This window comes from Candidatus Poriferisodalis sp. (assembly GCF_965262965.1).
Taxonomy (GTDB): domain Bacteria; phylum Actinomycetota; class Acidimicrobiia; order Acidimicrobiales; family Poriferisodalaceae; genus Poriferisodalis.
Genome location: NZ_OZ253573.1, coordinates 3,556,229 through 3,571,998 on the forward strand (window position 1 = coordinate 3,556,229; position 15,770 = coordinate 3,571,998).

General features: G+C 63.3%; 17 protein-coding genes. 15 read left to right on the top strand and 2 right to left on the bottom strand.

The features are described 5' to 3' along the window. The first annotated feature begins 318 nt into the window (after positions 1-318). From ACQY5K_RS16960 to ACQY5K_RS17010, 11 genes are all read left to right on the top strand, one after another. The gene (locus tag ACQY5K_RS16960) at positions 319-921 is read left to right on the top strand and encodes a hypothetical protein (RefSeq protein ID WP_428117728.1); all 603 of its coding nucleotides are present in this window, start codon (positions 319-321) and stop codon (positions 919-921) included. Beyond that, entirely contained in the window at positions 918-1,316 is a 399-nt protein-coding gene (locus ACQY5K_RS16965; RefSeq protein ID WP_428117730.1) for a hypothetical protein, read from the top strand. The genes ACQY5K_RS16960 and ACQY5K_RS16965 overlap by 4 nt, the downstream gene beginning before the upstream one ends. Then, a complete protein-coding gene (locus ACQY5K_RS16970; RefSeq protein ID WP_428117733.1) occupies positions 1,313-1,858 on the top strand; it encodes a hypothetical protein in 546 nt (181 codons plus the stop codon). The genes ACQY5K_RS16965 and ACQY5K_RS16970 overlap by 4 nt, the downstream gene beginning before the upstream one ends. Next, complete coding sequence (locus ACQY5K_RS16975; protein ID WP_428117734.1) at positions 1,855-2,256, top strand: hypothetical protein; 402 nt, start codon at positions 1,855-1,857, stop codon at positions 2,254-2,256. The genes ACQY5K_RS16970 and ACQY5K_RS16975 overlap by 4 nt, the downstream gene beginning before the upstream one ends. 9 nt (positions 2,257-2,265) lie before the next feature. After that, positions 2,266-2,790, top strand: coding sequence for a hypothetical protein (locus ACQY5K_RS16980; RefSeq protein WP_428117737.1), 525 nt, complete (start codon positions 2,266-2,268; stop codon positions 2,788-2,790). Positions 2,791-2,822: 32 nt separating this feature from the next. Next, positions 2,823-3,239, top strand: a complete 417-nt coding sequence (locus tag ACQY5K_RS16985) for a hypothetical protein (protein ID WP_428117739.1) — start codon at positions 2,823-2,825, stop codon at positions 3,237-3,239. Between the two features lie 191 nt (positions 3,240-3,430). Beyond that, positions 3,431-3,847 carry a WhiB family transcriptional regulator gene (locus tag ACQY5K_RS16990; RefSeq protein ID WP_428117742.1) on the top strand — a complete coding sequence of 139 codons (417 nt, stop codon included), beginning with the start codon at positions 3,431-3,433 and terminating at the stop codon, positions 3,845-3,847. Then, complete coding sequence (locus tag ACQY5K_RS16995) at positions 3,844-4,347, top strand: hypothetical protein (protein WP_428117745.1); 504 nt, start codon at positions 3,844-3,846, stop codon at positions 4,345-4,347. The genes ACQY5K_RS16990 and ACQY5K_RS16995 overlap by 4 nt, the downstream gene beginning before the upstream one ends. Before the next feature lie 86 nt (positions 4,348-4,433). Next, positions 4,434-4,832: a single-stranded DNA-binding protein gene (gene ssb, locus ACQY5K_RS17000; RefSeq protein ID WP_428117747.1), complete on the top strand. Its 399-nt coding sequence runs from the start codon at positions 4,434-4,436 to the stop codon at positions 4,830-4,832. 84 nt (positions 4,833-4,916) lie between these two features. Then, a complete protein-coding gene (locus tag ACQY5K_RS17005) occupies positions 4,917-6,344 on the top strand; it encodes a ParB N-terminal domain-containing protein (RefSeq protein ID WP_428117750.1) in 1,428 nt (475 codons plus the stop codon). A gap of 5 nt (positions 6,345-6,349) precedes the next feature. Continuing rightward, complete coding sequence (locus ACQY5K_RS17010) at positions 6,350-7,246, top strand: DNA adenine methylase (RefSeq protein ID WP_428117753.1); 897 nt, start codon at positions 6,350-6,352, stop codon at positions 7,244-7,246. A gap of 8 nt (positions 7,247-7,254) precedes the next feature. On the opposite strand, the gene ACQY5K_RS17015 is transcribed toward ACQY5K_RS17010, so the two are convergent. Then, entirely contained in the window at positions 7,255-8,049 is a 795-nt protein-coding gene (locus tag ACQY5K_RS17015) for a hypothetical protein (RefSeq protein ID WP_428117755.1), read from the bottom strand. 364 nt (positions 8,050-8,413) lie between these two features. After that, positions 8,414-8,638 (bottom strand): hypothetical protein, encoded by a 225-nt coding sequence (locus ACQY5K_RS17020; protein WP_428117758.1) that lies wholly within the window; start codon positions 8,636-8,638, stop codon positions 8,414-8,416. Positions 8,639-8,660: 22 nt separating this feature from the next. On the opposite strand from ACQY5K_RS17020, the gene ACQY5K_RS17025 reads away from it, so the two are divergent. From ACQY5K_RS17025 to ACQY5K_RS17040, 4 genes are all read left to right on the top strand, one after another. Next, positions 8,661-9,392, top strand: a complete 732-nt coding sequence (locus tag ACQY5K_RS17025) for a hypothetical protein (RefSeq protein WP_428117761.1) — start codon at positions 8,661-8,663, stop codon at positions 9,390-9,392. Positions 9,393-9,474: 82 nt separating this feature from the next. Beyond that, entirely contained in the window at positions 9,475-11,109 is a 1,635-nt protein-coding gene (locus tag ACQY5K_RS17030) for a cupredoxin domain-containing protein (protein WP_428117763.1), read from the top strand. 38 nt (positions 11,110-11,147) lie between these two features. Next, positions 11,148-13,124, top strand: coding sequence for a cupredoxin domain-containing protein (locus ACQY5K_RS17035; RefSeq protein ID WP_428117766.1), 1,977 nt, complete (start codon positions 11,148-11,150; stop codon positions 13,122-13,124). Between the two features lie 530 nt (positions 13,125-13,654). Continuing rightward, positions 13,655-15,553, top strand: a complete 1,899-nt coding sequence (locus ACQY5K_RS17040; RefSeq protein WP_428117768.1) for a cell wall-binding repeat-containing protein — start codon at positions 13,655-13,657, stop codon at positions 15,551-15,553. The last annotated feature ends 217 nt before the right edge of the window (positions 15,554-15,770 follow it).

Sequence of the window (15,770 nt, forward strand, 5' to 3'; positions counted from 1 at the left end):
GCTCCGCTCTCAGACATCAACTGCTCCCGTCGGAAGTCGAGAGGATTGCCACCGGTTCACCTGGTGGGCACACATCACGCCGCTGGCGTTCACTCAGTGAAGCTGCAATTGCGGCGAGCGGCCTCGTAGGTCGAGTGGCGCTGAGCCACTCCGTCGCTCGGCAGGACTGTGACGACGTACCAGGACGGCTTGTCGGCTGCGACAAGCACAGTCGTCGGCGATTTGAGCCTGGGTTGTTGTTGCCATGAAGCCATCATCCCGGCCACGCCGGCGCGCCGATCTGGGTTGCCAGGTGATGGCGGTTCTTACATTCGGCCCGTGCCGGAATCGCCTGCCAAACCCGAACCGTGTGCCGCATGCGGCAGCACCACCTCGCGGCGCCAACGCTTCGCCTTGGACAGCGGCCCGGAGGCTTGGATGTGCATGGGAGACGATGCTGTGCGCGAATGCCGGCGCATCACGAAAGAACGTGGGCTCCCGACTTACGGGCCCGAGGACTGGCCGGCGGACGCCTTGGATTCCTCGATCCCCACCAGATGCGGCAGGGCCACGATTTCCGTCGTGCGTCTGGCGGAGCTGCGAGCAAAGCACACCATCGAGGACTTGCGCGTGGCGGCGACTGCCCTCGGAGTCATCGCAGACAACCGTGCCGAACGCTTCCAACTGAGACTGCCTGAGACTCCGCTCAGCTGCCAGATTCTCGATTGCCTGCGAGGAGAGCAGCCCCGCGTGGCGATGCTCGCAGTCCTCGTTTACGACGAAGGCGATTGGCCTCCGCTGGGGACGCTCACAGATGCGGTGGATCGGCTGCAGCAGACAATGACGCACCGGTCACTCTCGATGCGTCTGCGACAAACGGCGTTCAGGCTGCGAGGACTCGTCGCCAACGAGACAGCAGCGACTGGGATCAACACCGCATGAGCCGGCTCAACGCACCGCTTGTCAACCAAATCGTGGTCGGCCGCTTCAAGGCGCTCCGTTTCACACACGACACCGAGGCGTTGGCCGTGGCAGCGACCGTGCTCGGCAACGTGGTCGACGAGCGGGAGCGCTCATCCGACGGCGCCATCGAAGGGCGGGTTTTCGGCCGCATCATGGATCTCGGAGCGAACGAGGTGCCTCAGGTCGCGATGTTGGCAATGCTCGCTCTCGCGCCGCAGCACAGACGATGGCCGTCGGCAGGAATTCTGGTGGACGAGATCGGAACGCTGCAGGACCAAATGGATCCCACCGAACTGTCCGAACTGATGCGCAACGCGGCCACGAAGCTACGCGACGAAGCGGGCATCAAGACCGCCGCCGAGGTGTCGCAATGAAGGTGATCACCCTGCCGCAGCCGCACGTCTTCCTCATTGCCGGTGGGCACAAGACCCGAGAGGCATGCTCAGTGCCGGCGCCGCAGGAAATGCGAGGTGCACGCTTCGGCATTCACGCCGGAGTGCGCAAGCCAACAATCGCTGAGCTCTGTCGAATCATGGGTCACGCACCAGGCATTTGCTGCTCGCTCAGCGACCTGGAAGCCCTGCGGCGCGAAATGGCCTACGGCGCCGTTGTGGCGACGGCCCGGCTTCGCGGCTGCGTGCAAGTGCTCGAGCGCCAGGACGAAGCCCATGCCCGGGAGCCGCACTTCTACAACGAGGTGATCTGCGGATCGATCACCGGCCAGCCCACCGATGCGCTGGTGCAGTTCAACACCGACGGCCTCGGCGACTACTCGGTCGGCCGTTGGGTGTGGCTGCTCGAGGACATCGAACCGCTAGATGAGCCGGTCCCGGCCCGCGGCAAGCCGCGCATCTGGGATTGGGAACCGCCACACATCGACGCCGATGCGAGAAGCCGACAAGGAGAGGGCGAATGAAGCGCAAGTACAAGGTCTGGATCGCAGTAGCAGCAGTCGTGATCGTGGTCGGAGGTCCTCTGTTCGGGATCTTCGCCCCTCGACTTTGGGCTGAACCGGCCGGCCGGACAGAGCAAATCGTCGCCGTGAACCGTGGGAATTACCGCACCACGGCGTATGAGCTGTTCTACGACCTCGACGAGCAGATCGAAGCGCTCGACGTCAAGTTGCAGGTGTATCCAGCCGAGCCCGACGACATGAATTCTCGAGAGCGAACAGAGTGCCGAGGGCTGCTGCTCAAACGCGCAACTCTCGTAGCTGACTACAACGCATCTGCTCGACAGGAACTGACGGTGGGGCAATGGCGATCCGAGGATCTGCCGCACTCCCTTCCGCAAGACAATCCCCGCGAGTGCTAGGAGGCACCTATGTGGAAGAAAATCATCGGGATTGCAGTTGTTTCTCTGCTGCTGGTCACAGGATGCGGCTTCGCAGAGACAACCCCCGAGAAGGAATCGCGCAAGGTCCAGGAAGACACGCTCACCCGAGCGTTTGATGTCGTACCTGCACAGCCGCCTGATCGCTTCCCGGCACGTAACGCGATCAACACGTCAATGGCAGAAACCGCCCGTCAAGGCGAGTGGTACACCTACTCGCTGAACTTTGACGGCACGCCCATTTTCTACGTCGTGAGCGAGTTCGCACCTATGTCGCTGTGCGATTCGATCAGCGCCACTGATCAAACGATCACTCACCGTGAGTCGATTGCCGTACGTCGCGCACCATCGCTGGACGGCATCTATCGGGGTGGCTCGGACTGCCGCACGTTCCAAGTGATGACAACCAACGGCAACTACATCCGCTTCAACCCGGGCAACACGCCGTGGATTTCCACTCGGCAGCCGCTGAGACTTGAGACGGATGTGCTGCAGTTGGACTTCGACGCCGAGTAAATCGCCAACAACCAGGATCGGAGGCGCCAGAGATGTCTGTCGCTCTGCTGCCGCACCCCAGTCGCCAGGAATCTGCCACTTCGTTCACGGGCAACATCGCTGCATGGAGGGCGCTCCGCAATTACATGGGCGTGGTCGCCCCTGAGATGCATGGCCGCATCTGTGTCCCGTGGCGGGAACCGAGCGGATTCTTCGACGACGAACGTGAGATACCCGATACCTACGAGCCTGAGAACGACGAGTCCCGTCTGAGTTCGTGGGGCATGAACGACGGGCTCGGGCTCAACATCGATGACTGCAAGACGCTCGCCGAGGCCATCACCGCAGATCTGGACCATGGCCGCACGGCACTGCGCTTCAACGACGACAGCGAAGGCAAATGGATGGTGGCCTACATCACAGAGTTCCGTGACTTCCTGCAGAAATGCGGCGGCTTCCGCATCTTCTGATCCTGAGCCCTGCAAACGAGAACGCACCGTCTTGCCCACTCCCCCGCCGGCGAACATCTCGGGCACCGAGCCCGCAGACGACAACGGCGATCCCGCCCAGCTCGAAACCTGATCGGCAGCACCAAGAACATGGCCATCACCTGGCGGGCGCACGAGCTGGTGCCCGCTGGCTCATTTCTACTCTCGCTGGCGTGAAGTGGTCCGACGGCAGCTACAACCAGCTTCCAGAGGCTGAAGTTGTGATCGACGTGGAGCAGATCGCGATCAATGAGAAGGCGAAGCTGGCAATGGCGGCAATCCGAGAAATCGAAGCAGCGAACCTGCCGCCGCTGCCCAAAGAGGTCGTCGACCACGGAATGTGCAGAGGGCTCCCCTCGGAGTGGTTCTTCGGGGAACGAGGCTCAAACCACTACGGGCTCGGCCGAGCGGTCTGCGCGACCTGCCCAGTTGCCGACGCATGCCGAGACTGGGCTCGAGCACAGCCGAAAAGCCTCATCGGGCTCTGGGGCGGCGAGAGCCAGCGAGAACGTCGGCAGCAGCGCTCCGCTGGAATCCGCTCCGAGCGAGAGTCTGATGGGCCAGCCCGGTCGATGGCGCTGGCTTCGTGAAGGCGCTCACCCTCCCCCAGCCGCACGCATCACTCGTCATCGCCGGCACACAGTGGTTCATCAACCTGCCCTGGCGTGCTTCACGCGACGTGTGGGGACAGCGCATTCTGATCCACGCCGGTTCCAACCCTGCTTTGCTCCCACACCAGATCCGCGGCGCCCTGCTGCGCGCCTGCCTCGATACGTTCGGGCCCTTCGGGTCGCACACCCCTGAATGGCCACCCGTGCCCTACGGCGCCGTGATCGGGTCGGTGAAGCTCAAGTGGTGCGCGGAGATCGTCTCAATGCGGCACGGATCCGTCGCGACAGTGGACCGCGGCGGGAACAAAGCACTGACCGAAGTTCGACTGCCAGCGTTTACCGAACGTCCGCCTCAAGGATGGCTCTGGAGTGTCAATCAGCCCGAGGCCCTGGCGGAACCCTTCGAGGCACGTGGGCGCAGAGGACTTTGGGAATGCGCAGCCCTGCCGTACCTCGACGACCGGCCGAAGATCACATAATCGATGCTGAGCTCCCGAGCCAGGTGCGCGCAGGCTCATGATGCTGTGCGCATGATCGACTGCCGCCACTGGGAGGATTGACAGCGATGTCCGACAACACCATCACCGTGGTGGGCAATTTGACCCGCGACCCCGAGCTCCGCTTCATGAAGACCGGGCGTGCCCGTGCAGTGCTCGGCATCGCTGTGAACCGACGGTGGCAGAACCGCCAGACCAACGACTGGGAAGAACAAGTCAGCTTCTTCAACGTCGTTTGCTGGGCCGATCTCGCCGAGCACGTCAGCGAGTCGGTGGCAAAAGGCAATCGCGTCGTCGTCACCGGCCGGCTCGAGCAACGCAGTTGGGAAACCCCTGACGGTGAGCAGCGACACGTCGTGGAGATCGTTGCTGATGAAGTCTCGCCGTCGCTGCGCTGGGCCACCGCGGAAATCACGCGCATCGATCGCAAGAACGGCGGCCGCGGCGGCCGGAGCGAGCCGCATTAGCCGCCACCGCATCCAAACGGCGGCGGCATACCGGCGGGCAACTGCAGTATCCGTAGGTACTCTCTTGCAATTCAGGAGGGTGCTGTGAAGCACGCGGAAGTTGAAGTCGACCAGTTGGATCTTGACGTTCGCAACCCGCGGCACGGCCAAGTCATGAGCCAGGAAGCGGCACTCAGGTCGCTCATCCGCGACCAAGCACGAACGAATGACAGCCTGCTCGTGAATCTCGCTCTCGACATTCACCGCAACGGGCTCAGCCCGGCGCTGCGATTCATCGTCATGGAGAACCCTGACGAGCGTTACGCGGTGCTTGATGGGAACCGAAGACTCGCCGCGCTGCGCTTGCTTCAGCAACCCGATCTACTGCCACCGGGGCCAGGGGCAAGCGAATTCGCCGAACTGGTGAGCGGGCCTGGGAAGCAACCTGATCGGGTTGCGTGCTACGTCGTTCCTGCACGCGCTGACGCTGACGATTGGCTGGAGCGAACCCACACTGGACAAGCTGACGGCAGAGGCACCGTGCAGTGGGCACCGGCTGCCCAGCATCGTTGGCGTCCGGTTGGGCGACCGACCCAAACGTCGAGAGCTATCGACGTCTTGGACTGGCTCAAGCGCCACGCCGTCGATGAAGAGGAGGTTCAGGACAACATCGGCTACGTCGAGCGCAACGCCACAACGAATCTCGGCCGGCTGGTCCAGACAACCATCGTGCGAGATCTTGTCGGCTTCCATTTCGAGGGACGCGAGATCGTTCCTGATGCGCCAGAAGCGGACCTGGTGCGACGTCTCAACGTCGTCGTCGCCGATCTCGCCTCGGGGCGAGCCGTAACGGACATCGCTCGCAAGGAAGATCGTGAGCAGTACATCCGCGATCTGTTGGGAGCCGACCTGCACGGCCAACAGCCCGAACCCCCACAGACATCACTTCTCGAAGACGATGAGACCGACGAGGCCACTTCGAGCACTGCTGAGCAACAGGGCAGGGCCGAGCGCGGCGAACCCTCAAGCGGCGGCGAGGAACAAGACAGCGGCTCGAGCCAAGATGCCGAGTCACGCCCACCTGATCGCCGGCCTATGCCTCGCCTGTTCCGGGATGTAACAGTCGACGGGTTGCATGCGCGGACACAGACCATCTTCTGGGAGCTGAGGAATCTCGACCTCTCGAAGTTCCCGAACGCGGCGGCAGTTCTGCTGCGCAGCGCCATCGAACTCAGCGTCTACGAGCACCTCGACGCCATCGGTCGCACACCGTCACCCGACACAGAGCTCGCCAAGCGGATTCTAAGATCCATCAACGCGCTCAAGGACGGCACTGCCGGGGGCAGACGCTTCGAGAGCATCCTCACTGACTTGGATAAGCAGTACAGCCTCGTGTCGGCCCGGAACCTGAACCAGTACGTGCACAACATCAACAACACGCCGCTCCCGCGCGACCTCGAGACAATCTCGGTCAACTACAGCCCCCTCATCGAAGGCATATCGGCAGCGATCAAAGCTCGACAGGCAAACTGAGCGGCGTGGCGTTCTTGAGCCCGTTGCGATACCCAGGAGGCAAGGGCCTCCTGCTCAAGTTCGCTGAGGCGATCCTGCGCCAGAACGTGCCATCGGATGCCACCTATGTGGAGCCATTCGCCGGTGGAGCCGGCGTCGCTCTCGGGCTCTTGCAGGCAGATGCGGTGGAACATGTGGTCATCGGCGATGCAGACCGACGTATCGCTGCTTTCTGGCGAGCCGCAACTGATCACAGCGATTCGCTCATTGAACGCGTGGAACACTGCGAAGTGACGATCGAAACCTGGCACGAGCAGGCACGAATCGTCCGCGAGGGCTCCGAAGATGAGGTGGAGCTGGGCTTCGCGACCTTCTTTCTGAACCGCACCAATCACTCGGGCATCATCGATGCCCGACCCATCGGCGGACTGAACCAAGACGGACCGTGGCCATTGGACTGCCGCTTCAACAAGAAGAACCTGGTGAAACGCCTCGGCTTGGTCAGCGACCTCGCGGACAAGATCGAAGTCCGACATGGCGATGGGGCGAATCTCGTGACACAGATCACGGCCGATCCCGACGTGCCGCTGTTCATCTACGCCGACCCGCCCTACCTCACCAAATCGGACGACCTGTATCTAGACACGATGACGTACACCCGCCACCGGGACCTTGCAGCAGCACTGCGGACGAGCAACTGCTGCTGGATGGTCAGCTACGACGTCGACGACCGAGTGGCCAACGAGTTGTATCCGCATTCGCCGATTTTGCGCTTCGATCTTCGACACAGCGCCCGGCGATCCCATGTAGGGCGTGAACTCATGGCGTTCTCAGCAGCGTGTGCTGTAGGTGAAGCGCGATCACTGTTGCGAGATCCCACTTGGGTCCGCGAGGCAACATCTCTGCCTGCCGAAGCCGTGTAACGAATCGATCAGCGGTTCACGCTGCGGGAAGCGCTCTCACGGAGAGGCGCCGTGTCGAACACCGTGAAGCGATCTGCTTGCCCGACGAGGGCGCACAGATCATCGAGTGAATCGCACACCGCCACATTCGTGCGATCGCCGACAATCACGAATCGAGCAGTGCCGACTTCCAGGAACGAGAGCTGCTCTCCGACGATGTTGACTTGTCGGCCGGCATCGGCGAAATGGCGCAACGAGGCGAGCCTGAGCACATCGTCGAGGCAGTAGCAGCGTGTGCCGCCACGACCAGCGCCGGCGGCGAGGGCCGGTGTGACCCAGCCTTGGCGCGCCCAATGATCAAGACGCCGGTACGAGATCGAGGCAAGCTCAGTGGCTTGGTGCGCCGTGAACGGCTGGTCGTCGACTGCGACTCTGCGGATCGCGTGGAGGCGGGCCCGGAGCTCGGGCTGCAGCAAACCTGGGCCGACAGTTCTCAGCACCGCATCGAGATCGTCATGGGCGGCGGCGAGCTCATCCATGTCGCACGCATCGGCAATGGCGCGGACGTGCTCTCCGGCTGCCGTGCCGTACATGTCCATCCATTCCTGACCCATCGGGCAGGAAGTGGCGAAGCAGGACACGACCCCGATGTGCAACACGCTGAGCACAACAGTCGGCGGAGCATCGGACACAAGCCAGGCCGCCGACGTCGGCTGTGGCAACCGTTCGGCATCGAACAGGCCGGCTTCGCGCCACGACTTGGCGCTTTCCGGCATCTGGGACCAGTCGATCATCGGCCTGCCTGTGGCCTCTGTCTGTGTCACATGGTGATCGTTCTCACACGACATGGCGGCTCAGACCAAAGACGCCAGGTGTCGCGACATCGCCCTCATCATCTCAGGCCCTGCTGAGACTCTCTCAGGTGTCCAGGCGACCACTGCCGTGACCCCAGCTAGCCGGTCACGGCCCGGGGTCGGTCGGATGACTGACCTCGCCATCGAGGCGTCCTTACATTCCACACCGATGTCCCGAACGAAGATGCCCGCGCTGGTTGCTGCCGTTCTTCTGCTCCTTGTTGCATGCGCCGCTGCTGGCCCAGAGCCAGAGCCAGTGACAGCCACAGCGACAACGACGGCGCAGACGGCAAGCGCCACTTCGCGGGCAGCCCCGGAGACTGTGGTGCCGACTTCACCCGGCCCGACAACCACTGAGCGCTTGCACACCACCGGCCCGGCAGCAGACGATGAGATTGCCGATAGGGCCGCTGCGGGCCAATGCCTCGACTTGGCGGACGTCGAGGATCAGCGTGAATGCTTCAGCGACCTCGGGCGGATGATCGGAGAAACCTCCGCTGGCGTCGCTGCGGAGGTGATGGTGTCCATGTGCCTGCCTGCCTGCGCCGAGGAGCTTCATCAGCTCATGCGTCAACGGGCTCGTGGAACAGCAGTTTGCCGGGCCGGCCGACGCGGTCAAGGCAGTGGCCGTGTGCCACGCCACCAGCGGCGACATCTACGACCAATGTTGGATTGCTGTCATTGAACAGGCAGCGCAGATACTCACCCTCCCGGAGGACTTCTCTGCGCTGTGCAACGCGATCACACGAGGCGGCTACGAAGCTCGATGCGGTGCCGGCGAGTCAGTCGCAATTGGCATCGAGGACGGCGCCAGCCAACCGAGTGAGGATGCGAACACCCCCGAGCATCTTGTGCTCAGCATCGACGGCATGGTTGAGAGATGCACCCAGGAGTCAGAACTGGACCAGCGGCGGTGCCTCGCGGAGCTCGGCCGTCACATCAACGCGCAGATGGCAGGGACAAGCGCAGCCGGGCTTGTGGAGGCATGCGGCAGCGCCCCTGAGGACCTGCTCGGCCATTGCATTTACGGCCTGGTGCTGGACGCGTTTTCGTCCGCTGCCGATGCAGGGCAAGCCGTCGCCATCTGCGAAGCGGCTCCGGAAGGAGCGCACGATCAGTGCTGGATCGCTGTGATCCAGCAAGGCATCGAAGCCTCCTCCTTCGTTCCGTTGAGCCTCACGGATCTGTGCGAGATGGTGGCCGAAGGAGCCCTCAAGGACCGTTGCATTGCCGAGATAGAACCACGTGATTTCCCCGTTCCGGTGCCCACGATGCCTGAGCCGCCGCCCACGACGACCATCGTGTTGCCTTAGCCGGACCGCAGCGCATTTTGTGGGCTGCCTTGAGCCCCCTCCTCGTAGGTTCCCGCCGACTCATCCGAGCCAAGGGACCGCAGTGAGCAAACGTATTTCTGGGCGGGTGTGTGCCCGCGGGCCGATCCGCTGGGCCGCAGTGTTCGCAGTGTTCGCGATGCTGGTGATCTCATGCACCGGTCAGCGCTCGGCGGTCATCTCGCCGTCACCTTCCACCACGGAAATCAGCGGATATGGCCTCGAGGACGAACACGCACGCGAGGGCGAACAGGAACACGAAGAGGTCGTCGCATTACCAGAAGATGAGCGCAACGGTGAGGTGCATGTGCATGAGGACGGATTCGCGCACACTCACGGCGCTGGCGCGCCGAGAGAATGGGTCGCCACCTACACCGCTGCGGGAGAGTTCGAACCCGAACGTCTCGACATCCTCGCCGGCGACACCGTGACATGGGTGAACGAGTCCGAGCGGGGAGTGTGGCCGGCTTCGAACATCCACCCCACGCACGAGATCCTGCCCGAGTTCGATTCGCTTCGCGAAATCCCGCCCGGGGAGTCCTGGTCGTTCACGTTCGCCGAACACGGCTACTGGCGGTATCACAACCACAGCGACGGGGCCGAAGCCGGCCTGGTCGTTGTCACAGGAACGCCTGTGGGTGATCTGGCACCACTAGACATGGAAGTCGAGATAATCAACTTCCCTGTACCTCTCGCCGCCGGCGGCGAGCAAATAATGACCGACTCGAGCGCGTTGTACGACTATGTGGTCCGATATGGGCCAGCGGCTGCGGTGGCAGACCTGAAAGCCACGGAGCTTCGGACCGGGCGTGATTGTCACAACGCCGCGCACGAGGTCGGACAGGTCGCGTTCGAGGAGTTTGGCCCCGCCGCGTTCGTCATCGCTGGGCACGACTGCCAAGCAGGAGCGCTTCACGGAGCCATCGAGGCGCTGTTCGCAGAGCGCGGCACTTCACAACTCGCCACTGACGTGGCAGCGGTTTGCTCCGCTTCGGAGGACTCGTTCGTCATGCACCAGTGCCTGCACGGAGTCGGGCACGGGATCATGGCATGGACGACCTACGAGCTCCACGAAGCGCTCGAGCTGTGCGATGTCCTCCCGGGCCAATGGAACAGCGAGTCCTGCTACTCGGGCGTGTTCATGGAGAACGTCGTCGGCGGCCTTAGCGGACTGATGGGGCACGAGACTGCGTACTTGCGGCTCGACGACCCGCACTTCCCGTGCGATGTAGTGGAGCCCCAGTACGTACCGGGCTGCTACTTCTACCAGACCTCGCACATGACGACCATCTACGGCGGCAACATGCAACTGGTCGCCGCTGCGTGCGCCGAAGCCCCTACACACGCCCAGTACCGCTGCTTCGCTTCGTACGGGCGAGACGTCGGCGCAGCGACCCACAAGATGCCTGAACGGGCTGTGGGAATGTGCGGCTACGCACCCGAGCTCTACCGTTCCTACTGCGTCAACGGCGCAGTGCAAGATCGGTTCTGGTCGCCTTCGGGATCTGACGATGCAATCGCATTGTGCGCCGTGACCGGCACCGAGACAGCCGTCGGCTGCTGGGACACAATCATCGAGCGCGCCGAGTTCGTGCTCATCGACATCGAGGCACGCACCGGCTTCTGCGCCAAAATCCCAGACGAAGACGCCCGCGCCAGATGTGAACGACTGCTGCTGCCAGCCGGCGACGGCTCCTAGATCGACAACCCACGCGTCGCCGGCACGAGGTGATCAAGATGTCATGGTCGTTGAGATTGATGAAGCTCGTCGCTGCTGTCGGGTTGGTGATCGGCCTAGGGGCTTGCTCGTCCGCCGGCGATGCGCCCCAGGTCGAGTCGATCAGCTCGACTCTTGACGCCGAAGACCAACATGCCCATCAGCCGGCTGACGACGGGCGCACTGGCCATGACCACAACGCAACCAGGGAGGCTGCAGGAGACCCGTCGGTCTCCCTTGAGGTGCTGGTTGACCCCATGAGCGGCTGGAACCTCCACGTGACTGTGGACGGTTTCCGGCTGGCGCCGGAGCGGGCATCCACTGGACACGTCGACGGCGAAGGGCACATGCACTTGTACGTTGACGGCAATAAGGTCGGCCGTCTCTACGGGCTCTGGCATCACATTGGGCATCTCAAGCCGGGCGATCACGAAGTGCGCATCGAGCTCTCATCGAATGATCACGCGACCTTGACCCGCGACGGGGAAGCCATCTCAGCAGCCGTCGTGGTGTCCGTCGATGAGGCAACAGAATCTCCTCCCCCGCCTTCTGCTGATGGTGGCGCGAGGCCGGGCGAAAAACCGCACGTCCATGAGGACGGTTCCGCCCACACCCATGGCGCTGGCGCACCGAAGGAATGGGTTGTGACGTACTCCTCGGATGGCTTGTTCGTGCCCGAGCGCCTAGAGATCGTCACAGGGGACACGGTGACTTTCGTGAACGAGTCCGGCTACGGGGTGTGGCCCGCCTCGAACATCCACCCGTCGCACGCGATCTACCCGACGTTCGACCCTCTGGGCGACATTCCGTCTGGGGAATCGTGGTCCTTCAGGTTCACTCGGAATGGCACATGGCGCTACCACAACCACAGCCTCGCGTCGGAGACTGGTGTGATCGTTTCCTCGGGCGCTCCCGAGGAGGCACTGACACCGCTGGAGTTGGGTGCAGAGGTCCCGGAATTTCCTGAGCCGCCTTCGGGCACGAATCCTGTGGCGATCCTCAACGACTTGGACTCGCTTGAACTCTTCGTGTCGCTGTACGGGCCCGACGTAGCAGTGCACGCATTGCGCGAAGCGACAGAACTAACAGGGATCAGATGCCACGACATGGCACACCAAGCCGGTCGCGTGAGTTACCAGCTATTCGGGGCAGCGGCTTTCGCGATCACACCGCACGAGTGCGATTCGGGTGCAATCCATGGCGTGCTCGAGGCGCTGTTCGCTGAACGTGGCACCGCCCATCTGGAGGCAGACATGCGAACGGTGTGCAGAGGCATGAACTGGTACCGGGCCAACGACTGTTACCACGGTGTCGGCCACGGGATCATGGCATGGTCCGGCTACGAGCTGCACGAGTCATTGAGCATCTGCGACGTGCTCGACGAACAAGACAGGGAGCCATGCTACGCGGGAGTGTTCATGGAGAATGGCGTAGCCGGCGCCACCGGCTTGTCTGACCATCAGTCGGAGTACGTCAGCGTCGTGGATCCGCATTATCCGTGCAATGAGGTCGCTCGGCGCTACGTGCGTGCTTGCTACGACTGGCAGCCCTCGAATCTGCTGCTGCACATGAAGCTCACCGCGGACGATCTGGTTGAGTTCTGCGTGAGTGGTCTGATGGGCGAGGTGCGTGGATTGTGCGTTCGGTCATGGGCGTCGTTTCGTGCCAACTCCAATGAGCTGTGGTCCGACACCGCGGGATTGGCCGCCCTGTGCGAGAACGAACTCCTGACGGAGGGTGATCGCTACGACTGCATCGACGGCGTGTATATGTCCCGCTTCTCCGAGACCGCTTCCGCCTCAGTGATGACAGGCTTCTGCTCCTCCGTGGACGGCAATGAACTCCTGGGTCGTGACTTGGCCGACTGGTGCTGGGCAGGGCTGCTGCGCCTAGCGCCCCTCGTGCTCGACGAACCTGTCGATCTTGACGTGTTCTGCGAATCAATCACCGGTCCCGACCGCCGCGCCGAGTGCGCTGCCGTCCTGGCCCAGCGCTAGACGATCTCCCCATCAGATCAATCGAAGCCATCAGAGAGACTGCAAGCCGATCACGGCGATTGCTCTGAGGGAGCGTCCGAAGAGCCGGTGTGCATATTCAAGATCACGGCTGAACACCGGAGGCATCAGATGAGCAACGAGTCGCATTCACACTGGACGCTTAGATACGCTGCGGGCGCTGTTGTGCTGGCGGTGACGCTGGGCGCGTGCTCTGCCTCGAGCAACGGCAGCCCGCAACCCCCGACCGATCCGGTGCCCTCCGAGTCAGCGCCTGCCGTCACGGAGCGATCGCCGGTAACTACGACAACATCGACGGCAGTCAGTTCGCCGGCAGCGACGACACCAACGGACACCACCCTGCCTCGTGTCGCCCAGCTGCCAGATGAGATCCCCGTCACGGTCGAGCCGTCAGGGAACGCCAAGACGAGCAACGGCAACTGACCTGCTGCTGGTCGACTACACCTGGCAATCCACGCCAGGGAGTGCCACACCCCGTTGGGAGAATGAGTCCAACCGGAAAAGGGAACACAATGCCCCAGCAAGCCCGAAACAACCGAGCAAACCACCCCGCCAACCGCGCTCTTGCGGCGATGGCCGCAGCCGTGCTGCTGTCAGTCGTGCCGCTAGTTGCTCACGCCGGGGCTGCGCCTGATGATCTTGCGTCCGTCCAAGTCGTGCGCTACGGCGGCGCTGATCGCTATGCGACGTCGTTGGGGATTGCTGAGGCGTTCGCCGCCGAAGCGGACGGATCTTTGGACACCGTGGTGATGGTGTCGGGTGTGCATTGGACTGACGCTGTAGTGGCTGCGTCGGTGGCGGGCCGTTTCGACGCGCCGGTGCTGATGACCCCGCCGGATCGGCTGCTCGGCGACACGCTCGTGTGGCTGTCCAACGTCGGCGTCGAGCGCGTTGTCGTGGTCAGCGCTGACCCGCCTGACCGTGATCCGACGGTCAGCGCTGATGTCACTGATGCGCTCCGGCTCGGCGGCTTCGACGTGGAGCGGGTGTCGGGCAACGACCAGTACCGCACCGGCGTGGCCGCAGCGCAGAGGCTGGGCGGGGCAGGCGGACTCGCCCGTTTCGGTCCGACCGCGATCATCGCATCGGGCGAAGTGTTCGCCGATGCGCTTGTCGCCGGCCCGCTTGCCGCCAAGAACAGACTGCCGCTGTTGCTCACACCCAAGATGGGGCTGCATCCCGACGTTTCTGAGTATCTGACCGACGCGGGCGTCAAGCGTGTCGTGTTGATGGGCGGCACTGCTGCGCTGTCCGCTGACGTCCAGAGCGGCATCGAAGCGCTGGGCATCATCGTGGACCGCATGGCCGGAGCCACCCGGTTCGAGACCGCCACGAAGTTCGCCGCCTATGCCGCCCGTCACGGCGGCGACTGCTGGGCCGACGATGAGGTCGGGCTGGCTCGAGCGTTCCTGCCGTTCGACTCGTTCAGCGCCGCTCCGCTGCTCGCCCAACTGTGCGCCCCAGCGGTGCTCACCGACCCGGCTGCGATCCCCGACACGACCACTGAGTTCCTCAACGAAGCCCGTCAAGGTCACGAGCGGATCACGCTGCGGGTGTTCGGCGGCGACGCCGCCGTGTCCCAGGACGCCATCGACACCTATCTCGATGCGACCGAGCCGACAGCCGACGGCAACTACAAAAACCGTTCAGAGAACTCAGTTCTGCCCGCGACCGACCGGTACTTCATCGACCACGACGAAGCCGCGGCACTGTTCCCGGACTGCAACCCTGCCCCGGACTACAACGAGAACACGCTTCGCATTCTTCGCGAACTGCAAGAGCGCTACGCGGGCTTCGACACCGAGATCACCACCGGCCCGTTCGGAAGCACGACCATCGACTTCACCACTGGCTGGTGGACCGACGACACGCTCCTGTTCGTCTACGGCCCGACCTACCCCGAGATCAACGTCGAGTGGGCCAAAGCCAACGTCACGATGTGGGCGTGGAACCAGATCGGGTTCGGCTGGCGCCATGCATATGTCGCAATACCCGGGCAGAAGTTAGTGTCTGCTGACGGCAGTTTCCGAGGCGTCTACGAGCGCATCGTGCTCGACGGCTACGACGAATCCGTCAGCGCCCAGGAGTTCGTGCATCATCTCGGCGCTCATCGGGCACGCCGCGTCGACATCGACAACGACAAGGCGTGGATCGCTGACGGCGGGCTACTGCTGTGGGGTTGGGCTCTGTTCATGCACGCCTTCCCGCCGGTGGATCGTGAGCCTGCCGCGTGGGGGATGCACACCCTGCTGACGACTCGCCATCCGTCGTGTGTGGCCCGTGAGACTCTGAAACTCTGCGACGCACCGTTCTCCGCTGCCACGTCGCCGCATCTGCGCAACGACGAGCACGCCTCGCCGCTGGGGATCGCGCTGTGGAACCTTGTGTGCGGGGAGCACCCGCAGACCTAACGGGACTGTTCAGCAGAGCCTTCCGCAATGGGGCCGGTTGCGGAAGGCTCGACGCTAGGCACCGACAGGCTCAGCGGGGATGCCGACTCGTTCCTCGATGCGAGCCACCCGTTCCCTGACTCTGGGCTCCATCCATGGCGTAGCCGCTCGGCTGCGCCCTCAACCGGAGGCCAGGTTCCGAACGTTCTTGCGATTCCGAACGCGCTGGATGTGCCCC